Source organism: Limnoglobus sp. (genome assembly GCF_059499385.1).
Genome location: NZ_JCABYM010000077.1, coordinates 22,303 through 45,255 on the forward strand (window position 1 = coordinate 22,303; position 22,953 = coordinate 45,255).

General features: G+C 69.0%; 19 protein-coding genes. 11 read left to right on the forward strand and 8 right to left on the reverse strand.

What is annotated here, in order from left to right:
- The first annotated feature begins 188 nt into the window (after positions 1-188).
- Positions 189-1,592, forward strand: coding sequence for an FHA domain-containing protein (locus AC5JJ2_RS14080; protein ID WP_495858654.1), 1,404 nt, complete (start codon positions 189-191; stop codon positions 1,590-1,592).
- On the forward strand, positions 1,589-1,915 hold the full coding sequence (locus tag AC5JJ2_RS14085) for a hypothetical protein (protein WP_495858636.1): 327 nt from the start codon (positions 1,589-1,591) through the stop codon (positions 1,913-1,915). The genes AC5JJ2_RS14080 and AC5JJ2_RS14085 overlap by 4 nt, the downstream gene beginning before the upstream one ends.
- A 320-nt stretch (positions 1,916-2,235) precedes the next feature.
- Here the strand turns inward: AC5JJ2_RS14085 and hemC are convergent, their stop codons facing one another.
- Positions 2,236-3,150, reverse strand: coding sequence for a hydroxymethylbilane synthase (gene hemC, locus AC5JJ2_RS14090; RefSeq protein ID WP_495858637.1), 915 nt, complete (start codon positions 3,148-3,150; stop codon positions 2,236-2,238).
- A 70-nt stretch (positions 3,151-3,220) separates the two neighbouring features.
- Positions 3,221-4,312 (reverse strand): hypothetical protein, encoded by a 1,092-nt coding sequence (locus AC5JJ2_RS14095; protein WP_495858638.1) that lies wholly within the window; start codon positions 4,310-4,312, stop codon positions 3,221-3,223.
- A 256-nt stretch (positions 4,313-4,568) separates the two neighbouring features.
- Between AC5JJ2_RS14095 and hslV the strand changes: the two genes are divergently transcribed.
- From hslV to AC5JJ2_RS14125, 6 genes are all read left to right on the forward strand, one after another.
- On the forward strand, positions 4,569-5,102 hold the full coding sequence (hslV, locus tag AC5JJ2_RS14100) for an ATP-dependent protease subunit HslV (RefSeq protein WP_495858639.1): 534 nt from the start codon (positions 4,569-4,571) through the stop codon (positions 5,100-5,102).
- On the forward strand, positions 5,099-5,401 hold the full coding sequence (locus tag AC5JJ2_RS14105) for a nucleotidyltransferase family protein (RefSeq protein ID WP_495858640.1): 303 nt from the start codon (positions 5,099-5,101) through the stop codon (positions 5,399-5,401). The genes hslV and AC5JJ2_RS14105 overlap by 4 nt, the downstream gene beginning before the upstream one ends.
- Positions 5,398-5,775 carry a HepT-like ribonuclease domain-containing protein gene (locus AC5JJ2_RS14110; protein ID WP_495858641.1) on the forward strand — a complete coding sequence of 126 codons (378 nt, stop codon included), beginning with the start codon at positions 5,398-5,400 and terminating at the stop codon, positions 5,773-5,775. Before AC5JJ2_RS14105 ends, AC5JJ2_RS14110 begins: the two co-directional genes overlap by 4 nt.
- A complete protein-coding gene (gene hslU / locus AC5JJ2_RS14115) occupies positions 5,772-7,127 on the forward strand; it encodes an ATP-dependent protease ATPase subunit HslU (protein ID WP_495858642.1) in 1,356 nt (451 codons plus the stop codon). Before AC5JJ2_RS14110 ends, hslU begins: the two co-directional genes overlap by 4 nt.
- Before the next feature lie 327 nt (positions 7,128-7,454).
- Positions 7,455-8,036, forward strand: a complete 582-nt coding sequence (locus tag AC5JJ2_RS14120; RefSeq protein ID WP_495858643.1) for a hypothetical protein — start codon at positions 7,455-7,457, stop codon at positions 8,034-8,036.
- A 69-nt stretch (positions 8,037-8,105) separates the two neighbouring features.
- Positions 8,106-9,212, forward strand: a complete 1,107-nt coding sequence (locus tag AC5JJ2_RS14125; protein WP_495858644.1) for a pyridoxal-phosphate-dependent aminotransferase family protein — start codon at positions 8,106-8,108, stop codon at positions 9,210-9,212.
- A gap of 125 nt (positions 9,213-9,337) precedes the next feature.
- Here the strand turns inward: AC5JJ2_RS14125 and pruA are convergent, their stop codons facing one another.
- Positions 9,338-12,355 (reverse strand): L-glutamate gamma-semialdehyde dehydrogenase, encoded by a 3,018-nt coding sequence (gene pruA, locus AC5JJ2_RS14130; RefSeq protein ID WP_495858645.1) that lies wholly within the window; start codon positions 12,353-12,355, stop codon positions 9,338-9,340.
- A 112-nt stretch (positions 12,356-12,467) separates the two neighbouring features.
- Between pruA and AC5JJ2_RS14135 the strand changes: the two genes are divergently transcribed.
- A complete protein-coding gene (locus AC5JJ2_RS14135; protein WP_495858646.1) occupies positions 12,468-13,310 on the forward strand; it encodes a serine/threonine protein kinase in 843 nt (280 codons plus the stop codon).
- Positions 13,311-13,458: 148 nt separating this feature from the next.
- Complete coding sequence (locus tag AC5JJ2_RS14140) at positions 13,459-14,733, forward strand: DUF3754 domain-containing protein (RefSeq protein WP_495858647.1); 1,275 nt, start codon at positions 13,459-13,461, stop codon at positions 14,731-14,733.
- 366 nt (positions 14,734-15,099) lie between these two features.
- Here the strand turns inward: AC5JJ2_RS14140 and AC5JJ2_RS14145 are convergent, their stop codons facing one another.
- From AC5JJ2_RS14145 to AC5JJ2_RS14155, 3 genes are all read right to left on the reverse strand, one after another.
- A complete protein-coding gene (locus AC5JJ2_RS14145; RefSeq protein ID WP_495858648.1) occupies positions 15,100-15,693 on the reverse strand; it encodes a Uma2 family endonuclease in 594 nt (197 codons plus the stop codon).
- A 67-nt stretch (positions 15,694-15,760) separates the two neighbouring features.
- The gene (locus AC5JJ2_RS14150) at positions 15,761-17,032 is read right to left on the reverse strand and encodes a glycosyltransferase (protein WP_495858649.1); all 1,272 of its coding nucleotides are present in this window, start codon (positions 17,030-17,032) and stop codon (positions 15,761-15,763) included.
- Positions 17,033-17,095: 63 nt separating this feature from the next.
- The gene (locus AC5JJ2_RS14155; RefSeq protein ID WP_495858650.1) at positions 17,096-19,264 is read right to left on the reverse strand and encodes a serine/threonine-protein kinase; all 2,169 of its coding nucleotides are present in this window, start codon (positions 19,262-19,264) and stop codon (positions 17,096-17,098) included.
- Positions 19,265-19,545: 281 nt separating this feature from the next.
- Between AC5JJ2_RS14155 and AC5JJ2_RS14160 the strand changes: the two genes are divergently transcribed.
- Complete coding sequence (locus AC5JJ2_RS14160; RefSeq protein ID WP_495858651.1) at positions 19,546-20,460, forward strand: aldo/keto reductase; 915 nt, start codon at positions 19,546-19,548, stop codon at positions 20,458-20,460.
- Between the two features lie 7 nt (positions 20,461-20,467).
- Here AC5JJ2_RS14160 and AC5JJ2_RS14165 read toward each other — a convergent pair whose 3' ends face one another.
- Both AC5JJ2_RS14165 and AC5JJ2_RS14170 read right to left on the reverse strand, forming a co-directional pair.
- Positions 20,468-21,733, reverse strand: coding sequence for an MFS transporter (locus AC5JJ2_RS14165; RefSeq protein WP_495858652.1), 1,266 nt, complete (start codon positions 21,731-21,733; stop codon positions 20,468-20,470).
- A gap of 166 nt (positions 21,734-21,899) precedes the next feature.
- A complete protein-coding gene (locus AC5JJ2_RS14170; RefSeq protein ID WP_495858653.1) occupies positions 21,900-22,646 on the reverse strand; it encodes a creatininase family protein in 747 nt (248 codons plus the stop codon).
- Between the last annotated feature and the right edge of the window lie 307 nt (positions 22,647-22,953).

Here is a 22,953-nt window from a genome sequence, read left to right on the forward strand (position 1 = left end):
GGCGGGGGGTTGGGCGGCGATCCGCGGGGGGGCCCCGGGGCGGGGCGGCGGGGGGGGGGGGGCCGCCCCCCCCCCCCCCGGCGCCCCCGCCGGGGGTCCCACGGCGATCGTCCGGCGCAGCCCTTCTCACGTCGCGCGGGTATAATCCCCACGCTCCCTCTCGTCCTCCGATTCCCCGCGTGCGGCCCATGCACCTGTCCCCGTGGCTGACGTTCCGGCAAGCGAAGGACGCCATCCGCAACGGCCGGCCCGAGGACGCGCACCGGCAACTCGCGCCGCTCGCCGCCGAGGGTTACCGCAAGGCCGGGCGGCTGCTCCGGGACGTGGCCGCCGCCTACGTCGCCCGCGGGGAGAAGGCCCTCCGCGCCGACAACCCGGAGGCCGCCTGGAAGGACCTGCTCGCCGCCGAGGCGCTCAACACCGGCGACTCGCGGGTGTCCACCCTCCGCACCGCGCTCACCCGCATAGGCGTCGCCGAGTGCGCCGCCGCCCTGGAGGCCGGGCGGCCGATGCACGTCCTCGCCGTCGTCGGTCGGTTGCGGGACCGCCACACGCAGCGGCCGGACCTGGACGCGATGGAGGGCATCGCCCAGGACTGGGTGATGGCCGCCGAGATGGCCGACCGCGGCGATTTCCTGTTGGCGAAGTCCACGCTCGAACGGCTCCGCTCCCGCCTCGTCATGTCTCCGGCCACCGGCCTCGACGCCTTCATTCAACAACTCGACCACCGGCACGAGCGGTTCCGCACGGCCGTCGCGCACCTGTCGGAGGCGGCCGACGCGCACACGTGGGCGGACGCCGCGAAGTGGGCGGCGGAGGTCACGGCCGTCGCCCCGAACCACCGCGAGGCCCGCACGATCCAGCTCCGGGCGTGGGAGTCGCTGAAGCCGGCCACCGCCAGCTACCACCCGTCCGAGGACGTGCCGTCGGAGCCGCAGCCGTCCGTCCGAGCGTTCGCGCCGCTGTCGTCCAACGGCAGCGCGTCCGGCCCGGTGGGGATGCCGAAGCGGTTCCTGCTCTGGATCGACGGCGTCGGCGGCTACCTCGTGTGCCTGGCGAACCGGGTGACGTTCGGGCAGGCGACGGCCGACGCGCCGATCGACGTGCCGTTGTTCGCCGACGTGTCCCGGATGCACGCGGAGCTGGCCCGCGACGGCGAGGGGTACGTGGTCGAGTCGTCCCGCGGGCTGCACGTCAACGGGGCGGCGAACGAGCGGTCCGTGCTGAAGTGCGGCGACCGGGTGACGCTCGGCGCGTCGTGCCAGTTCCTGTTCAAGCAGCCCGTCCCGATCAGCCCGTCGGCCCGGCTGGAGCTGGTCAGCGGCCACCGGCTGCCGCTGGCCGTGGACGGCGTGCTCTTGATGGCGGACAACCTCATCCTGGGGCCGGGGAATCAAACGCACATCGTCCTGCCGTGGGCGGCGTCGAACGTGATCCTGTACCGCGGCAAGGACGGGCTGGGGGTGAAGTTCGCCGGCCCGTTCACGGTGGACAACAGCCCGTGCCGGGAGCGGGCGAACCTGACGCTGCCGGCGTCCGTGGCGGCCGAGTCGTTCTCGTTCACGATCGAGCCGGTCGGGGCGCGGCTGTGAACGAGCGGCGAAAGAACGCTTATCGCTATCTGCTCTATCAAGCGATGCTTGAAATTCGCCCGATTCAGTGGGTAACACCGCGAGGCTGGCGTGCGTGGAGCCTCCTCCATCTGCGGCGGCACTGGCGGCGGGCGGAGTACGCGGGGGCGGTCGCCGACTGGCTGCACAACTTGGCGTTCTTCGCGGCCTTCGATTTTGACCGTTTCCGTGAGGATTGGTTCTGGAGGGACTTCGAGACGATTCGGTCGCAGTTCCCGGAATTCAATCTTGAGCGGTATCGAGAACACTTCGAGAAGCAACTGACGGCTTCCCCGCGGGGATGACGTGGGAGCGAGTGTCTCCGTAGAACGGAAGACGGCCACCGAATCTCTCGCCCTTCTTCACCCCGAAGGGGTGGGACATGTCAGCCCAGGGCAACGCCCTGGGGTAGACCGCCACCCGAATGCAACAAGCCCTGAAAGGGCGGAAGAGTGTTCCGCCCTTTCAGGGCTTGCCTCCGCGGGTGTCCCACCCAGGGCGTTGCCCTGGGCTGACCTGTCCCAGGCTTTCAGCCTGAAAACCAAGCCCGGCGAACTGGCGAGACCGCCTCAACGGGGCGGGTGGCAAAGTCTTCTCCGCCCCGTACCGATCTCAATGCCCCCGTTCACGACCGCTTCAACAACTCTTCCGCCCCCTCGTCCTTGAGCTTCGCGGCCAGCTCCTGGCCCACGGCCAGCGGTGTCGCCGCGTCGCCCCGGTGCGTCGCCGCGATGCGGCGGCGGCCGTCCTCCGATAGCACCGCCCCGCGGACCGTCAGCACGCCGTCTTCGACCTTCGACGTTGCGCCGATGGGGACCAAACAGCCGCCGCCGAGCGCCCAGAGCATCGCCCGCTCGGCCAGCACGCGGGACCACGTCTCGGCGTGCGTGACCGCTTCCAGAATCTCCCGCGTCTCCGAGTCGGAGTCGCGGCACTCCAGCCCGATCGCGCCCTGGCCGACGGCCGGGAACATCCAGCCCTGGTCGAGAATCTCCGTAATGCGGGCCGCCAACCCCAACCGCGCCAGCCCGGCCTCGGCGAGGATGATGCCGTCGAGGGCCTGCTCGTCGAGCTTCCGCAGCCGCGTGTCCACGTTGCCGCGGAGTTCGACCAGCTTCAGGTCCGGCCGGTAGTTCAGCACCTGCGCCCGCCGTCGCAGGCTGCTCGTGCCGATAGTCGCGCCCGGCGGCAGGTCGTCGAAGCGCGCGTACTTCGTCGAAACGAATGCGTCGCCGTTCGGGGCGCGTTCCGGCGTCGCGGCCAGCACCACGCCGTCGGTCGGGATGGTCGGCAAGTCCTTCAGGCTGTGGACGGCCACGTCCGCGGTTCCGTCCAAGATGGCGTTCTGGATCGCCTTCGTGAACACGCCGAACCCGCCCATCGCGGACAGGGCGGACGCCTGGTCGCGGTCGCCGTGCGTCTCGATGCGGACCAGTTCCACCGGCCGCGGCGCGATCACCGGGCGAATCAGGGCGGCGACGTGGTTCGCTTGCCAGAGCGCGAGCGGGCTGCCGCGGGTTCCGAGTTTCAACGGAGTCATCGGGAAAGTCTAGGAAAAAGAGAAAGCCCGCGGACGAACGTCCGCGGGCCGTGCGTGTCACCGTCGGGGCTTACCAGTCGCCGCCGCCGCCGAAGTCACCGCCGCCACCGCCCCAGTCGCCACCGCCGCCGGCGTCGCCGCCGCCCCAGTCGCCCCCGCCGGCGTCACCGCCGCCGGAGTCGCCCCAGTCGCCGCCGCCGTCGCCGGCCTCACCGCCGCCGTCGTAGTTGCCGTCGCCGGTGTCGGCCGTGCCGTCGTTGCCGTAGCTGTCGCCGGCCATCGCGTCGTTGTACGAGCTGCCGCCGAAGAAGTTGTTGTACATCCACATGCCGGCGGCCGCGCCGAACATGCCGCCGAGGAGGCTGGTGAAGAACCCGCCGCCCCCGCCGTACCCCGGCCCGCCGCCGTAGCCGCCGCCACCGTACCCGCCACCGCCGCCGGTGAAGGCGCGAATGAGCGCGGTGACGAGCCAGACGCCGAGGAGGATGCACAGGATCATGCAAATCCAGCCGCCCACGCCGCTCCCCTTCCGTTCGTTGTGAACCTGGTTGCCGCCCGACGCCTTGTGGCCGGCTTCTGGGGCGGACGTGTCCTTGAGGTCCGAAATCACCAGTTCGGTGGCGGACATCAGGGCCGCGTCCATCTCCTTCTTCGCCGGATCGCCCGCGACCTTTCCGTCGTGGAGCGTTTTCAACGCGCGGTTGAACACGGCGTTGATCTCCGACAGCTTCTTGTCTGTCATGTGGCGGTGAACGTCGGACTGCTCGTCCGACACGGCCGCCGCGAAATAGTTCTTGTCCGTGTGGTACAGCAGGACGAACACGTCCCCCTTGCGGTCCTTCGACCGCGCGAGGTCCTTCGCCCAATCCTTGAAGAACCGGCCGCGGGTGTCCGCCTCCTTCTTCGCCGCGTCGAACGCCGCCTTCTTGCCCTCGGGGATCGAGTCCACCGTGTAGACGAAGAAGTGCGTCGTACTCTTGAACTCGGTCCCGTCGAAGGCGTCTTTCGCCTTCGTCACCCCCTCGGTGCTGAACAGCCCGCCTTTATCATCGACCTTCATGACCCCGTGGACCGGGACCTTCTCGGCCCGGATCGGGGTCGCCGTCAGGCCGCCCGCCAGCACGGCCGCGGCGATCGCCAAGCCTCGGAATAGTCGGTTCATGGTTTCAGTCCTCACCCTGCGGATGTTAGGGCCAACGGATCGCCGTTGTCGTGGTATTTTACCACTCGCATTCTCAGGTATTTCCCGAAAACGGTCCACGGAATTCCGATTTTCGGCCGTTGGGACCGGCGGCCGGCGGGTCTATCATGTCCGACAGTTATCACCGGCCGCAAGGCCGGCACGAGGAATCGGTTCCGCCACGTCCATTTGTAGTCGTGGGCAGAGGTGATTCGCGGTCGGAAGGCGAGGATTTGACATGCGGATGCGGGCGACGACGATCTGCGCGGTGCGGACCCCGGCCGGGGCGGCGATGGCCGGCGACGGGCAGGTGACGCTCGGCCAGGTCGTCATGAAGAACGACGCGAAGAAGATTCGCAAACTCTACGACGGCAAGGTCGTGGCCGGGTTCGCCGGGGCCGCCGCGGACGCCTTTTCCCTGCTCGAACGGTTCGAGGCGAAGCTGCGGGACCACCAGGGGAGCGTCCCCCGCGCCGCGACGGAACTGGCGAAGGAGTGGCGGACCGACCGCGTCCTCCGCCGGCTGGAGGCGATGCTCGTGGTGATGGACCGCGACAACCTGTTGCTGGTCAGCGGGACCGGTGACGTGATCGCGCCGACGGACAGCGTGCTCGCCATCGGCAGCGGTGGCCCGTTCGCGCTGGCCGCGGCGCGGGCGTTGCTGGCACATACGACCATGAAGCCCGGCGAGGTCGTGCGGCGGGCGCTGGAAATCGCCGGCGAGATTTGCATCTACACGAACAAGTCGATCGAAGTGGTGGAGTTGCCATGACCCCCGAAGCCGAGGGATTCCGCGAACAACTGCGGGAAATGATGCCGGAACTGGCGGACCGGTTCGGGGTTGCGACGCTCGGGCTGTTCGGCAGCCGGGTCCGCGGGGACCACCGGCCGGACAGCGACCTGGACGTGCTGGTCGAGTTCCGATCGGACGCGCGGCCGTCGTTGTTCACCCTGAGCGAACTCGTGCTGACGCTCGAAGAACGACTCGGCGTGCCCGTGGACATCGCTCTCCGGAAGAATCTGAAGCCTCTCTTGCAGCCGGGCATCTTGCAGGAGGAGGTGCGGGTATGAGCCGGAAGGACGACGGGGCCGTACTCGCGGACATGATCGACGCGGCCGAGCGGGCGATTCGGTACGCGGAGGGCAGTTCCCCGGACGCTCTCGCGACCGACACGATGCGGGCCGACGCCATCCTCCGGGTGCTCGGCGTCATGGGCGAGGCGGTGACACGGCTGACGGCCGAGACGCAGGCCCGGTTCCCCGCCGTCCCGTGGGCGAAGATGAAGGCCATGCGGAACCTGTTGATTCACCGGTACGACCGCGTCGAGGCCGCCATCGTCTGGGAGACCGTCACCGTCTCGGTCCCGGCCACGCTCGCCGAACTTCGGGCCACCCAACAGCAACTCGTGACCGAACAGCAGCCCCCGCCGGCGGAGAACTCGTGATGGCCGACTCCCTCACCCCCCGGCAGATCGTCGCCGAGCTGGACAAGCACATCGTCGGGCAGGCGGCCGCGAAGAAGGCCGTCGCCGTCGCCATCCGCAATCGGTGGCGGCGGCAACAACTCCCCGACGATTTACGGAAGGCCGTCACGCCCAAGAACATCATCCTCATCGGGCCGACCGGCGTGGGCAAGACCGAGATCGCCCGGCGGCTCGCGGAACTCGTCGGCGCGCCGTTCATCAAGGTCGAGGCGACGAAGTTCACCGAGGTCGGGTACGTCGGCCGGGACGTGGACGGCATGGTCCGCGACCTGACCGAGTCCGCCATCGGGCTGGTGAAGCAGAAGCAGCGGGAGCGGCTCTGGTCGAAGGCGAACGACCGGGTCAACGACCGGCTGCTCGACCTGCTCGTGCCGGCGAAGAAGCTCGCCCCGTGGGAGCCGGACGCGGAGAAGGAGGAAGAGGAGAAGCGCGCCCGTACCCGCGAGAAGTTCCGCGCCATGCTCCTGGCCGGCGAGTTGGAGGACCGCGTCGTCGAACTCAGTTTGGAACAGAAGACGACGCCGGTGCAAATCTTCTCCAACATGGGCATGGAGAACATGGACGTGAACCTCCAGAACATGTTCGAGCAGATCATGCCGAAGAACAACCAGCCCCGGCAGGTCCCCGTCAAGGAGGCCCGCAAGGTCCTGTTGGAACAGGAGACGGAGGCGCTGATCGACCGGTCGCTCGTCGCGGAAGAAGCGGTCGAGTTGGTGCAGAACCACGGCATCATCTTCCTGGACGAGATCGACAAGATTTGCGGCCCCGAGAGCGGCGGCGGCCGCGGGCCGGACGTGTCCCGCCAGGGCGTGCAGCGGGACCTGCTGCCGGTGGTGGAAGGGACGACGATCAACACGAAGTACGGCCCGGTGAAGACGGATCACATCCTGTTCATCGCGGCCGGGGCGTTCCACGTCTCGAAGCCGAGCGACCTGATGCCGGAGCTGCAGGGGCGGTTCCCGATCCGCGTCGAGCTGACCGACCTGACGCGGGACGACTTCTTGCGCATCCTGACGGAGCCGAAGCACTCGCTGACGAAGCAGTACAGCGAGTTGCTGAAGACGGAGGGGATCGACCTGACGTTCGCGGCGGACGGCGTCGGCGCGATCGCGGACGTGGCGTTCGAGCTGAACCGTTCGACGCAGAACATCGGGGCACGGCGGCTGCACACGATCCTGGAGAAGGTGGCCGAGGAGTACAGCTTCGAGGGGCCGGACCTGGCGGAGAAGGTCGTCCGCATCGACGCGGCGACGGTGGCGGCGAAGGTCGGCCCGATCGCGCGGAACGAGGACCTGAGCAAGTACATCTTGTAGGCTGGGTCACGGTGTGGCGAACGGCACGGCGTAAGCGTGCCGGTGGGGGCCGCGGCGAGCGACACCGGCACGCTTACGCCGTGCCGTTCGCCTTCCTAACTCTCCCCCCGGCTCTGCAAGGGAGAGGGGACAAACCCCGCTGGGCCTCGTAGACTCGACTCACCCTACTAAAGGGCGCAATCGCTATAATCGGCACGCGAATTGCTGTAAGTCTTACACGTCTGGTATTTGCCTTCCCGTCTGGCTCCGCCTATAAACTACCTAGCTTGTCTGGCCGTCCCGGCTTGCTTCGCACGGAGGTCCGCCCAAAGCGTGAGAGGACGCGAAATGCTGCTTCACTTGGGTGCGTATCGGTTCAAGCAAGCCGACTCGCCCGCGGAGTTGGAGCAGGTCCATCGGTTGAACTATCAAACCTTCGTGCGGGAAATCCCCCAGCACGCCGACACCGGGACCGGGCAACTCGTCGATAAATTCCACGACAAGAACCAGTACCTCATCGCGCTCAAGGGCGACGCCCTCGTCGGCATGATGGCGTGGTGCGACCGCCCGCCGTTCTCGATCGCCGGCCGGCTGCCGGACCCGACGGTCCTGGACGACCCCGCCCTGAAGCCGGTCGAGGTCCGGCTGCTCGCCGTCGTTCCGGAGGAGCGGAACTCGCCGGTCACGAGCGGGTTGTTCTGGCTGCTGTACCAGTTGGCGACGCCGATGGGGTGGACGCACTTCGTGATCTCCGGCGTCCGCGAGCAGCGGCCGCTGCACGACCACCTGGGGTTCGAGCCGCTCGGCCCGCCGGTCGGCACGGAGCAGGCGATGTTCACCCCGATGTGGCTGCCGGTCGGGAAGCTGGACGAGACGATGGGCCGGGCGATGAAACTTTGGCAGAAGCGGTTGGACCGCGGGATTAACTAACCACGGAGGCATCCCCGCCCAGGGAGGGGGCGGGCGGACGGACCGAGATTCGGAGGCACCGAGGACACAATGAGTCGCACCCTGACGCCCCCCAAGCCGACCCGCCCCGTAGGGCGGTCCGCGTTCCCCGAGGCGGTCTGCCTGCTGCCCGGCCCGGTGGCCATCGCCCCGCGCGTGACGGCCGCGTTCCACAAGCCGCTCGTCTACCACCGGGCGGACGAGTTCGTCCCGCTGTTCGAGGGCGTCCGCGCGAAGCTGTCGAACATGGTCGGCGGCAAGCCGGTCGCCCTGTTCATCGGCAGCGGCACGCTAGCGAACGACGCCGTCGCCGCGACCCTCGCGGCTGATGTCAAACGCGACAACGGCCTCGTGCTCGTCTCCGGCGAGTTCGGCGAGCGGCTGCTGAAACAAGCGACGCAGTCCGGCCTGTCGCCCCGCGTGCTGACGTGGGACTGGGGCCGGGCGTGGCAGCTCGACGAGGTGGAAGCGGCGTTCAAATCAATGCCGCCGGGCGGGTGGGTGTGGGGGGCGCACCACGAGACGAGCACCGGCGTACTGAACGACCTGCCGGGCCTCGTGGCGCTGGCGAAGAAGTACGGCCACCGCGTCTGCGTGGACTGCGTCAGCAGCCTGGCGACCGTGCCGGTCGATCTGTCCGGCGTGTACCTCGCGACCGGCGCGAGCGGCAAGGCGGTCGGTAGTTATGCCGGCGTCGCGTTCGTGTTCGCGGACCCGGCGGAGTTGGCGCACTTAGACCGCAGCCGCATCCCGACGTACCTGGACGTGGCCGCGACGGTGACGACGACCGGCCCGCGGTTCACGGCCCCGTCGCCGCTGATCCTGGCGCTCGACGCGGCCCTCGACACGTTCGCGACGGCCGAGCGGCGCGAGACCCGGTTCCGGCAGATCGCGGACCTCGGCGGGTACGTCCGGCGGCGGCTGCGGGCGGCCGGGTTCGAGCCGCTGGCGGCGGACGATGTCGCGAGTCCGGCGATCGTGACGTTCGCCCCGTCGGGGGACGTGTCGAGCGCCGCGTTCGTGGCGATGTGCCGGGCGTGGGGCTACCAGATCGCCGGGCAGAGCGGCTACCTGGCCGACCGCCGGCTAGTGCAGCTGGCGGTGATGGGCCACGTCTCGCGGGCCGACGTGGAGCCGCTGCTGGACCGGCTGGGGTGAGGGTACAACTTCAACTGGATGACGACCGTTATATAGCCGCCGGCTTGCCGGCGGGGTTTTGCGACACCGAAAACCCCGCCGGCAAGCCGGCGGCTATATAAGGATGGCGTCGTCGCACAATTCCGTTACTCCCCCGGCGCGTCCGGGGCGAACCCGCGGCGCATCGTGTTCTCCGTGACCGTCCGCGGCAGCACGAACTGCAACAGGTAGTCCGGCCCGCCGGCCTTCGACCCGATCCCGCTCAGCTTGAACCCGCCGAACGGCTGGCGGTTCACCAGCGCCCCGGTACACTTCCGGTTCACGTACAGGTTGCCGACCCGGAACCGCCGCTTCACGGCCGCGATGTTCTCCGGGCTGCGGCTGAACACCGCCCCGGTCAGCGCGTACTTCACGCCGTTCGCGAGGCGAATCGCGTCGTCAAGGTCCTTCGCCTTCATGACGGACAGCACCGGGCCGAAGAACTCGTCCTGCGCGAGCGGACTCGTTTCGGGAACGTCGGCGAAGACCGTCGGGCCGACAAAGAAGCCACGGGACGAGAGGTCGCCGAGGTCAGTCTGGTGGAGCAACTTCGCGTCCTTCTTCCCGGCCTCGACTGCCTTCCGCAGCCGCTCCTGGCTCTCGCGGTCGATGACCGGGCCGACGGAACAGCCGGGCAGTTCTGCCGGAGACACCGTCAGGCTCTTCGTCGCCTCGACCAGCCGCGTCAGGAACTGGTCGTAGATGCCGGCGAGGACGATGGCGCGGCTGCCGGCCGAGCACTTCTGCCCGGCGTAGCCGAAGGCCGCGTCCACGACGCCGCGGACGGCCTCGTCCAGGTCCGCGTCCGAATCGACGATGATCGCGTTCTTGCCGCCCATCTCGGCGATCACCTTCTTGACGTGCGTCTGGCCGCCGGGCGTTTTGGACGCCGCCTCGTTGATCGCGAGCGCTACCTTCAGCGACCCGGTGAACGCGATCAGCGCCACGTCAGGATGTTCCACCAGAACCGGGCCGATCTCCTCGCCGACGCCGGGGAGGAAGTTCACCACGCCCGGCGGCAGCCCGGCTTCGAGGATGACTTCCATCAGCTTCGCGCCGACGACCGACGACTGCTCCGCCGGCTTGAGGATGACCGTGTTGCCGGTGACGAGCGCGGCGGTCGCCATGCCGCAGAGGATGGCGAGCGGGAAGTTCCACGGCGCGATCACGACCGCGACGCCGCGCGGCTCGTAGAAGTATGCGTTCTCCTCGCCGGGCAGGTTCACGTCGTGGCCTTGCAGCCGCTCGCCTTCGAGGGCGTAGTACTCGCAGAAGTCGATGGCCTCCGCCACGTCGGCGTCGGCCTCCCGCCAGGGTTTGCCGACCTCCAGCACGATCCACGCGGCCAGCTCGAACCGGCGGCGGCGGAACCCGGCGGCGATCTTCCGCAGGAACGCGGCCCGCTCCGCCGTCGGCCGGTCGCGCCAGGAATCGAAGGCTTTCAGCGACGAGGCGACGGCCTTCTTCGCCAGGTCCGGCGTGGCCGCGCCGCACCTGCCGACGATCTCCGTGGCGTGCGACGGGTTCACGGACGTGATCGCGAGCGTCGTCGGAACCGGCACGTTGTCGATGACGACCGGGTACTCGCGGCCGAACTGGGCGCGGACGGCGGCGAGGGCTTTCCGCATGGCGGCGCGGTTCTCTTCCTTCGCGAAGTCGGCGAGCGGTTCGTTGCGGAAACTCCCCACGGACGTTCGTCCGTGGGCTTTCGCCCCTTCTGATTCTTCCCAGACTTCACTCTGCTGACTTCTGACCTCTGACTTCTGACCTCTGACTTCCGGGTTCATCAACAGCACCTCTTCGGGGACGCCGTCCGCGAAACTCGCCCGTAGGAAGGAATCGTTCGACGTGTTCTCCAGCAGCCGCCGCACCAGGTACGCCATCCCCGGCAGCAGCTCGCCGTAGGGGGTGTAGATGCGGACCCGGTGGCCGAGCGACGTGACGGACGCCTTCAGCGGGTCGGCCATGCCGTAGAGCATCTGGAATTCGTAGCGGCGCGGGGGAACTTGCAGCTCCTCCGCGACGGCCATCGCGTGGGCCATGCTGCGGACGTTGTGGCTGGCGAACGCCGGCGTCATCCAGTCGGCGTTCGCCAACAGCAACCGGCTGCACCGCTCGAAGCTCGCGTCGCTCTGCCACTTCTGCGTGAACACCGGGACCGGCCAGTCCTGCTGGGCCGCGATCACCGTCTCGTAATCCCAGTACGCCCCCTTCACGAGGCGAATCCAGATCGGCGTGCGGCGGTCCGCCTTCACCCAGTCGAGCAGCTGGTGCAGGTCGTTCTCGGTGTCGGTCAGGTACGCCTGCATCGCGATGCCGACGTGCGGCCAGTCACGAAACTCCGGCTCGGTCAGCACGTCGCGGAAGATTTTCAGCGTCACGTCCTTGAACGAGTACTGCTCCATGTCGAAGTTCACGAACGCCCCGGTCCGCTTCGCCGCGAACAGGATCGGCCGCAGGCGGTTCAACACCGCCCGCTTCGTGCCCTCGGGATCAATCGGGTCGAACTGACTGAACAGCGCCGACAGCTTGACGGACACATTCACGCGGGGAATGGGGCCGCGGTCGTCGCGGTCGATCTCCGGGACCTCCGGCCAGGCGTTGACGGCGTGGGTCAGTCCGGCGATCAGGTCGAGGTACTGCTTCTGGACGTGGTCCGCCTCCGGCTCCGTCACCGTCGCCTCGCCGAGCAGGTCCACGGTGAACGTCTGCCCCTCGGCCCGCAGCCGCCGCACGGCTTCAATGGCTTCCGGCACGTTCGACCCGGCGATGAACTTCTTCGCCATCGCGTGCGAGTTCGCCCGCGCCGTCGCCGCCAGCAGCCGGGCCAGTGGCCCCCGCCGCGGGATGAACCGGATGCCGTGCCGGACCCACCACGGCAGGTCGGCCTTCGCCTCGGACAAATACTCGCGGAGGTGCTTCGATAACTCTCGCGGGTCGTGTAGGTACGGCAGCGTGTCCACGAACCGGAAGAGCTGAACCTTCAGCGCCTCGTTGCCCATCGACACGGCCATGAGCTGGTCGTTGAGCCACGCCTGGGTGAACGGCATCGGTCCGCCGCGGTCGAGCCGGGCGAAGATTTCCCGGCCGAAGGCCCGGACGCGGTCTTCCAGCACGCTGGTCATGGTGGTTCCGGTTTCCCCGCCCGCCCGGTCAACCCGGCGGCTATACTCTCATCATTGGCAACGCATGTTCAAGCAATCGACCGCCTCGCCGGTGAAGCGAAGGACGACGGCCATGGCCGATGAAAAGATCGGGAAGGTTAAAATCCTGAACACCCTCGGCACGGGTGCGCACAGCACCATTTTACACGTGCGGCGGGAGGCGGACGGGAAAGAGTTCGCCCTGAAATTAGTACCCGTCGAGGGCGAGGACGACAAGAAGTTCCTGGAGCAAGCCAAGCACGAATTCCGCGTCTCGCTCATGCTCAACCACCCCAACCTCGTCAAAGTGTGCGCGTTCGAGACGGAAACCGACTGGATGTTCCGGGTGAAGAAGGCGAAGCTCTTGATCGAGTACGTGGACGGCCAGACGCTCGACAAGGCGAAGCTGTTGAAGGTGTCGAAGCTGCTCCGCGTGTTCGAGCAGGTCGCGGCCGGCCTCGTCCACATGCACAAGCAGGGGGTCGTCCACGCGGACCTCAAGCCCGGCAACATCATGATGGGCAAGAACGGGACGGTCAAAATCATCGACTACGGGTTGGCCTGGATCAAGGGGGAGCCGAAGGACCGGGTGCAGGGGACGCCGGAGTACATGGCCCCGGAGACGGTCCAGCGGAAGATGATTAACGAGCGGACGGACATCTACAACTTCGGCGCGACGATGTACCGGCTGGTGACGCTGAAACTGCCGCCGACGATCATCCCCGGCGCGGAGGGGATCGAGATGACGGAGCGGCAGTACATGGACCAATTCGTGCCGGTGGACCAGATCAACAAGGGCGCGCCGAAGGAGTTGGTGGAACTGATTCACAAGTGCCTGAGCTTCAAGGCGAACAGCCGGCCGGAGCGGATGAGCGAAATCCAGGGCACGCTCGACCGGCTGGCGGACGAGGCCGGCGACCCCGACGACGGCGAATAACCGGCGGCCGCGGGCGAATAAGACAATGGCCCGCAGATGACGCAGACTTCGACGCAGATAAAGAGGATTAAAACCAAATCCGATTTTATCTTCTTCATCTGCGCCGAAGTCTGCGTCATCTGCGGGCCATTCTTCATAGGTCAATCCCATGCCCGACGCGACGCCGACGCCCGACCCGGCGGGCGAGCCGTACATCCCGCTGCGGGTCCCCGACCTCGTCGAACTCCTGTCCGCCGAGGCCGGCACGCCGGACCACGCCCCGCTTTCCGCCGAGCAGCACGCCGAGTTCAAGACGTTCGCCGAGTCGATGGCCGAGCGGGTCCACGCCGGGTTCCACAACATGCTCGGCCACCTCACGAACGCCTACGCCCCGTTCGACCCGGACAGCGACACGCTGCGCCTCCGCTCCGCCACGCAGGACGAGGAGACGGACGCGCTGGAACAACTGTTCACGACGTTCACGGTGCTGCTGGAGCGGGCCGGGTTCCACCACATGACGCGGGACGAGATCGAGACGACGATGCAGGGGGCGTCCCACTGGGGCATCGAGATGGCCGTGGACTGGTCGGTGTTCGACCGGGTGGACGTGTTCTACCGCGGGGCCGGGGTCGGGTGGCGGGTGCGGCGGCCGTGGTGGCGGTTGTTCCGGCCGCAGGACGTGCAAGTCCCGACGTTCAAGCGGGTGGTCGTCATCCTCCGGCAGAAGGAACACCCGCGGCTCGGCAAGAACCCGGACACGCACAGCGTGTTCCTGAAGCTGTTCAAGGACATCCCGCAGATGGACATCGAGATGCTCCTGCCCGGCACGCGGCTGCGGATGCCGCGGGCGAAGCGGGGGCAACTCGGGGCGACGGTCCTCACCACGTTCTTCTACACCGCGTACAAGCTGGTCACGACCGTCTCGATCCCGGCGCTGTTGTCCGGCAGTCTGTTCGCGCTGTTCTCGCCGCTGGCGCTGCTGCTCGGGTACGGGTACAAGACGGTGTACAGCTTCCAGGTGTCGCGGAAGACGTACATGCTGCAACTGGCGCAGAGCCTGTACTACCAGGGCCTGGACACGAACGCCGGGGTGCTGCACCGCCTCTTCCACGACGCCGGCGAGCAGGAGGTGCGGCAGGTGCTGCTCGTGTACTTCTTCCTGTGGCGGTTCGCCGGGCCGACGGGGTGGACGGCCGCGGAGCTAGACGCGGCCATCGAGGGCGACCTGAAGAAGCGGCTCAACGAGCGGGTCGAGCTGCGGCCGCGGGACGCGTTGTCGCGGCTGGAGCGGCTGAAGATCGTGCGGCGGGTGGGCGAGCGGTACGTGGCGCAACCGGTCCGCGAGGCGTTGGTGATCGCGCAGAACCCGGCCGCGCCGCCGGCGGAGCGGCCGAGTACCTGGCGGGGCTACCTCCCGCCCTCGCGGAAGCCGCGGGTGGGGTGAGCGATCTAACGCGGTCCCGAAGGGCCGAAACGATGCGAAGTTGTCCCACCAACGGGATATGGCTTTCACCCCGAAGGGGTGGCACAAGATAGCCCAGGGCAAGGAGCGGAGCGACGCCGCCCTGGGTAACGACCGCACCCCAAATGCGATAAGCCCTGAAAGGGCGACACAGGTTGCGCGGTGTCGCCCTTTCAGGGCTTGTTCACGTGGCACACGGTCTACCCAGGGCGTTGCCCTGGGCTGACATGTCCCAGCCTTTCAGGCTGAAAACCGGCCGAGCCTTGTTGCAAGATTATCCCCGCGAAACGTCGAGCTTCGCAAAGCCTCGGCGTCACTTGGGAATCGTGGACCACGCGACGGCGTGCCTTACCGTTCAAAGAACCGCCGCACCGGGACGGCGAAGCCGGGCAGCACGTCGGGCAGGGTGAACTCGTCGCCGTTGTGGAAGATTTGTTGCAACTCGTCCTGGCGGAACACCGACGCCGACTCCGTGTGCGGGTCGAGGACCAACACGACCGTCACGCCGGCGGTCAGGTACTCGCCGACTTTCGCGAAGCTTTTCGACCACTTGTCCGACGGCGACCGCACTTCGACGACCAGGTCCGGCGGCACGGTCAAGTCTTCGGGCGGGTCGCCCTCGGGCAAGCGGTTGAAGCTGACGAACAGCGCGTCCGCCCCCCGCACGGTGGCGGGAACGGTGTTTTCCGTGCGGACGAACGTGTCGTTGATGGCGACCCAGCCGAGGCGGTTGGCCTCGATGAAGTCGGAGAGCAGCCGCACGGCCCGGTAGCTGACGACCCCGTGGCGGAACTTCGGCATCGGCTGCTCCTGCGGGGCCGCCGCCTTCCCCTCCCACACGACCTTGCCGCGGACCAACTCGACGCCGGACAGGTGGCCGTACTCGGCGAGGAACTCCTCGGCCGTGAGCGTGCGGTCGTCGGTCGTGCGGGTCGGGGTCATCGCGCCGTCCTGAAGGTCGATGGAGTGTACAGCGGGCCGGCGGCCGAAGCCAGACCAAGACGATCGCTCACGCCCCGTTCAGCACCTTCCGCCGGGTCGTGAACGCCAGTTCCACGAGCGTCGCCGCGCCGCGGACGCCGGGGGCGGCGTGCAGCTTCGTCCGGCATTCGCCGGCCGCGGCGCGATACCTCGGCTGCTTCACAATTGCTTCCAACAGCGGCCGCAGGCGGGCGGCCGTCACCCGGCCGGGGCGGATCACCTCGCCCGCGCCGAGCCACCGGACGCGCTCCGCCACGCCGGGCTGGTCGTTCGTCACCGGCACGCACACCATCGGCAGCCCGCGGGCCAGCGCCTCCAGCGCCGTGTTCAGCCCGGCGTGCGTCACCACCGCGGCCGCGCGGTCCAACAGCGGCAACTGCGGGGCGAACGGGACCACGACCGCGTTCGCCGGGACCGGGCCGGCCCACGCCGCGTCCCGCCGGCCGAGGGCCAGCACGACCTGCACCGGCAGGGGTTCGCACGCGGACAGGATCGCGGTGAAGACGTGGTGCAGCCGGTTCTGCAACGTGCCGAGGGAGGCGTACACGAGCGGCCGGCCGTCGAGCTTCTCCCACGGGAACGGCTCGTCGCCGTCGCGGGTCGGCTCGTGCCACGGGCCGGTGTAGTGGAAGTGGGCCGGCAGCCGCGCCCGCGGGAAGTCGAAGAACGCCGGCTGCTGCGCGACCTGCACGAGTTCGGCGGGGGTCGCCGCTAAGACGCCGGCGGCCGGGGGCAGCCGGTGGGCGGCGCGGTACGCGTCGATCTTCCGGCGGATCGGCTTGCCCGCCCACCGCAGGGCGAGGTTCCCGACCCGGTTCCGCACGTTCGCGACCGGCCCGCGGCGGTACGCCCACGGCAGCACGGGCGGCGGCACGCCCGGCTCCTGGTGCAGCGACAGCGCGTTGCACGCCACCGCCAGGGGAAGCCCCAGCACCTCCGCGACGCACGCCCCGGCCGCGGACACCTGGTCCGTCACGACGGCCTCGACGCCGTGCTCGCGGAACGCCGCCGGTAGGTCGCGAAACCCCACCGCTTCGATGTCCGCAAGCAACCGGCCGGTGAGCTTCATCGCGGCCAGCCCGGTCAATTCGGCTAGCCGGCCGCGGGCGGAGGCGATCTCCTTCTCGAACACGTCCGCACCGATGCCGGCGTACCCGAGGCCGGCCCGCGCCGCGTACCGCTCGGCCGGCGGCAGGCCGAACACCGTGACCGCGTGCCCGCGGCGGGCGAGCTCCCGGCCGAGCGTGGTCATCGGGTTCAGGTGGCCGGTCATGTCCGGGCAGTACAGCGCGACGTGCATCGCCGCCCTCCGCGTGTGGCGGAAGTACGGCCGCGGCGGGCGGGCGGATTCTTCCGACGGTGCTTATTTCCGCGACCACATCAAGTCGCGGGCGAGGTGGCGGGTGGCGGCGGCCAACACCCACGGGTCACGGGTGGCGTGCCCTTCCGCGAGCATCACCCACCGGAGCGGGACGGCCTTCGCGTACTGGCCGGTCGCCTCGTAGGCCCGGGCCAGGGCGTGGCGGTCGAACGACGCGTTCGGGTGCAGCTCGCCGATCGCGCGGACGATCCGGGCGTACACCTCCTCCAGGTACGGCAGGGCGTCGTGCGGCCGGCCGGCCTCCAGGTAGAACCGGCCGAGCAGCCCGCGGGCGGCCATGACTTCCTCCGACTCCTCGCCGAACGCCCGCCGGTAGACGCCCACGGCCCGCTCGATCAGCGGGATCGTTTCCGCGAAGTTCCGGGACTCCAGTTGGTGCCGCGGCAGCTCGAGCGTGTGCCAGAGCGTCCGGTGGTGGTCGTCCCCGTAGTGCTTGCGGCAGATCGCCACGATCCGCTCGCCGACGGCCCCCTCCTCTTGGACCTGCCGGGCCGATTGGTACGCGATCTTCAGCAGGCTCAGCTCCCGCACCGCCTCGACCGCGTCCGGAGGTAGGGCCGCGACCTTCGCCGTCACGAGCGGCTCCAGCAACCGCACGGCGTCCGCCCCGCGGCGGACGTGGACGTAGGTGTACGCCAGTTCGCGGGCCGTCTCGTAGATCACCGGGTCGGCCGGCGGGAGGTGGCGGGACCGCAGGGCGTGGGACAGCTCGATCAGCCGCAACCCCTTCTCGAACGCCCCGGTCGCCCGGTACGTGATCCCCAGGGACAGCAACAGGCGGGCGCGGATGGTCGGGTTGCCGCCGTCCTTCTGGAGTTCCGCCGCCGTCGCGTCGAGGTGCTGGAGGAACCGGCTCTGCGGGTCCTGGTAGACGCCCGGCCGGTAGCTCGCCAGGAAGGCGTCGAGTTGGGCCGTCATCTCCTCGGCCTCGATCCGGGCCGTCCGCTCGGCGGCCGCCGCTTGTTCCGCCGCCTCGCGGGATCGCTTCTCGGCCGCCGCCGCCGCGTCCGCGTCCTCCCGCATCTTCACCTGGGCGGCGGCGATGGTCGTCGCCCGGGCCGCCTCCCGCTCGGCGTTGCCCCGCTCGACCTCCGCCTGCCGCCAGAGGGTGACGGACAGGCCGGTCGCCGCCGTCAGGATGACCGCGACGGCCGCGAGCAGCCCGGCCACGGCCGGGTTCCGCCGGCACCACCGCACGCCCTTTTCGACCGGGCCGACCGGCCGGGCCAGGATCGGTTGGCCGGTCAGGAACCGGTCCAGGTCGGCGGCCAGCTCCGCCCCGGTCGCGTACCGGCGGTGCGGCTCCTTCTCCAGGCACTTCTGGCAGACCGTCTCCAGGTCGCGGGACAGGTGCGGCTGCCACGCCCGCAGCGACACGGCCTCGTGGTGCAGGATGTTCGTCAAAATCTGTTGCGGGTCGCCCCCGGCGAACGGGACGGTCCCGGCGAGCAGCTCGTACAGCAGCACGCCGAGCGCCCACACGTCCGCGGCCGGGGTCAGGTCCTTGTCCCCGCGGAGTTGCTCCGGGGCCATGTACGTCGGCGTCCCGGCGATCATCCCGGAGCAGGTCAGGTGCTCGCTCGCCAGGTCGCGGGCGAGGCCGAAGTCCGCGACCTTCGGCCGCCGGTCCTCGGTGAGCAGGATGTTCCCCGGCTTCAGGTCGCGGTGGATGATGCCGTGGGCGTGGGCGTGGCCGACGGCGGCGGCGAGCGTGCCGACCATCTCGGCCGCCTCCCGCGGCGACAGCCGGACGCCCTTGACGGTGTCGGCCAACGACCCGCCGGGGACGTACTCCATCGCGAGGAACGGCCGGCCGTCCTCCGTCCCGGCGTCGAACACCTGGACGATGTTGGGGTGGTGGAGCTTGGCGAGCGTCTGGGCCTCGCCGCGGAACCGGTCGAGGGCGGCCGGGTCGAGGTTGCCGAACAGCGTGAGGACCTTGTACGCGACCTTCCGCTTCAGCCCGCGGTGGCGGGCGAGGTAGACGACGCCCATGCCGCCGCGGCCGAGGACGTGGGTGAGGTCGTACTCGCCGGCCGTGCGGATCGGCGGCAGCGGCGTGTCCGCGACGGTGAGCGGCCGGCCGCCGGCGATCCGGACGGTGGCGGCCGGCGGGATGGCGTCCGTGCGGGTGTGGATGTTGCTGCCCATGGGCGCGGCCTGTGGGGAAGGGAGCCGCTGAACTGTAGGACGGAAACCCGAATGGGATGGGCGGGGCGGGTAAAACGGCCGGCCGCGGTTCCGGCGGGCCGGGAAAATCACGGCCGGGGCGAACGCGCCGCCGTGTTATGTTGCCACCATCGAGCTCCCGGTCGCTCGTCTCGCCGAGCGGGGGTGAACTCGCGGGCGCGAATGACGGGCTATTCCTGCCCCGGCCCACGCTTTCCATAGACCAACCCCAGACACCGCATTCCTTCTGGGAGACCCTCCCCATGTCCATCGCGACTCGGCCCCTCGGCAAGACCGGCGTGAGCGTGTCGATGCTCTGCCTCGGCGGGTGGCACATCGGGCAGCCGGCCATCGGCGACGCGGAGGCGGTCCGCATCATGCACGCCGCCCTCGACGCCGGCGTCACGTTCTTCGACAACGCCTGGGACTACCACTGGGGCCGCAGCGAGGAGATCATGGGCCAGGCCCTCGCCGACGGCGGCCGGCGGCAGAAGGTCTTCCTCATGACCAAGAACTGCGGCCGCGACGCCAAGACCACGCGGCAGCACCTCGAAGACAGCCTCCGGCGGCTGAAGACGGACGTGATCGACCTCTGGCAGTTCCACGAGATCAACTACGACAACGACCCGGACTGGCTCGTCGAGCAGGGGGCGATCGCGGAGGCGCTGAAGGCCCAGAAGGAAGGGAAGGTCCGGTTCATCGGGTACACCGGGCACAAGTCGCCGCACATCCTGGCGAAGATGCTGCCGCTGCACGCCTGGGATTCGTGCCAGATGCCGATCAACGCGTGCGACGAGTTCTACCGCAGCTTCCGCCACGAGCTGCTTCCCGAGTGCGCGAAGCGGGGGATCGGCGTCATCGGCATGAAGAGCCTCGGCGGCGGGAACATGGAGGCCGGGGCCGTGTTCGTCGCACAGAAAGTGCTGACGCCGGAGGACGCGATCCGGTACGCGCTGTCGCAGCCGGTCAGCACGCTGGTCGTGGGCGTCGATTCGATGAAGGTGCTGGAGCAGGACGTGAAGATCGCGCAGAACTTCAAGCCGATGACGGCCGACGAGCAGGCGGCGCTGTTGGCGAAGGTGAAGGCCGTGGCCGGCGACGGGCGGTACGAGGGGTTCAAGAGCATGCAGACCTACGACGGCCCGTACCACCGCGAGCAGCACGGGTTCGCCGTGTGACCGGCCGTCACGCCTTCGCCGGCCGCGGCCACAACAGCACGAGCGCGACGAGGCCGACGGCCGGGGCGAGGCCCGCGACCGTCAGGCCGAGGGCGTAGCTCTTCGTTTGTTCGATGTAGCTGCCGAGTTGCGTCTGCACGAACCCGGCGAGGAACCACCCGCCCGCGGCCAGCGTGCCGGACAGGGACGCCATCCACTTCGCGGGCAGCTCCTGGGCGAGCGCGTAGTAGAGCGGGTGAAGGCCGAGGATGCCCGCCCCCGCGACCATCAACAGGCCGACCTTCAGCTCGGTCGAATCGACGAGTGGGACGGCCGCGGCGAGGGCCGTGACCGCCGTGTAAATCGCGAACCCCGTCAGCCGGGCGGCATGCACCCGCAGCCCGCCGGCCATCAACGCCTTCACGAACACGCCGGCCAACAGGCAGCCGACCTCGGCGGCGACGTAGTACCCGGCGACCGCGAAGTCGGCGTGGTCGGCCGACAGCCCTTGCGACTCCTTCAGGTACTTCGGCAGCCACGCCCGCAGGAACTGCCAGCTCACCGTCAGGCTCGCGACGACGATGCCGAGCGTGACGAGTTGAAGGATCGCCGCCCGCGTCGGCGGGCCGGCCGACACGTCCGCGGCCGGGGGCGGGGGGCGGGTCAGGTCGGTCGGTCGGACGAGCAGCAGCCAGAGCGGAATCCAGAGCAGCCCGCCCGCGCCGACGGTCCAGAACACGACGCCCCAGTCGCCGCCGAGGTGCCGGATCTCGCGGACGTACAGCGGGATCAAAATCGCGCCGAGGGACGCCCCGCTCTGGAGCAAGCCGTTGCCGAGCGGTCGCTCGGCGGCGGTGAGGATTTGCCGGGCGGTGAGCAGCGCGCACGGCCAGTGCCCGGCCTCGAACAGGCCGAGCAGCGTGCGGCAGAGGAGCAGCCACCGGAACGGCCCGGCCCCCGGCTCGTCGCCCGGCCCTTCGAGGTGTTGCGTGACGGCGGGCATCCCCATGCACGGCGTCAGCAGCCCGGCCGCCGACCACCCGAGGAGGACGAGCGGGTACAGCCGCCGCGGGCCGAACCGGTCGGCGACGAGGCCGAACAGGATCGACCCGGCCGCGAACGCCCAACTGAAGTAGCCTTCGAGCAGGCCGTACCGGGCGTCGTTGAGGTTGTAGAGCTGCTTGAGGTCGGTCGCGGTCTGCGGGAGGGCTTGGCGGTCCATGTAGTTCAAGAGCGTCGCGAGCATCAACGTGCCGCAGACGGCCCACTTCCACGACGACGGGCGGGGGGTCATTCTTGTTCCCTCCCCCCTTGGGGGGGAGGGCTAGGGAGGGGGGTGGGCCTCCCACGCCCGGTGTGAATCGCCTCGGAGGAAGGAAGCGTACCTCCCTCCCTAACCCTCCCCCCCAAGGGGGGAGGGAACAAAGCCCGACCACGCGAGTAAGCGTGTTGTTTCGGCATTACACGTCCCACCCTTCGCCGAAGTTCGCCATCCGCTCCAGGAACGCGGCCACGCCGCCGGCGAACGCCTCGAACAGCGCCTCGCCCTTCTCCGCGGTCGCGGCCGACGGCGTGCCGATGTGCCCCGGCTGGCTGCGGTCGGCCATCGTCCAGCCGCGATACCCCGGAGCCGCGCCGCGGCCGAACGGCACTTCCGGGACCGCCGCCGGCGGGCCGACCACCAGCTCCGGCCGCAACCGCAGCATCATCGACGTTTCCCACTCGCAGGCGTGGCCCATCTGCGTCTGCGTCATACCGGTGATCGTCGCCGAGTCCCAGTACGTCAGCGCGAGCAACAGCAGGTCGCGGCGGTCGCGGTACTTCTGCCGCAGCTCGAAGACGGCCTGCTGCGACGGCGTCGTGTTCCCGCCGTGGCCGTTCACGAACGCGACGCGGGTGAAGCCGTGGGCCAGCACGTTCTCGACGAGGTCGCGGAGCAAATCGAGGTACACCCGTGGCGACGCGGACAGCGTGCCGGGCATGTCGAGGTGGTGGTGCGAGTTGCCGAGCCATTGCAGCGGCGCGAACAGCACCCGCTCGGCGACAGGCTTCTGCTTCACGCGGCGGAGAACTTCGCCGAGTAGGAGGCTGTCGGTGAACAGCGGCATGTGCCGGCCGTGCTGCTCGAGGGCCGCGATCGGGAAGACGACCGGCGTGGTTCGGGGCAGGGCATCGACGGCGGGCCAGGTGAGTTCGAGCAGTTCCATCGACGGGCTTCCGGCGGTAGGTTAGAAGAGGTTATATAGCAGTCGGTTTACCGGCGGTGTGGTTTCGGAGAACCGTGGAAATAACTCCGTGCCACGGCTCTTGCGAGATTCGCGGCGCGATAGTGTTACGAGGTACGGGCGATGTCGTTAGATTTCCCATACTACCAGGAACTACGTCGGCGACGACATCGAGCGTCCCGGTGGTGGTTGGTGGGTGACTGCCTCTACTACATAGGGTTGCTGCTGGCCATGCTAGAGGCTGTTTCACAACTGGTCTTGCACTAACTCCCGCCCTTGCGGCATGATG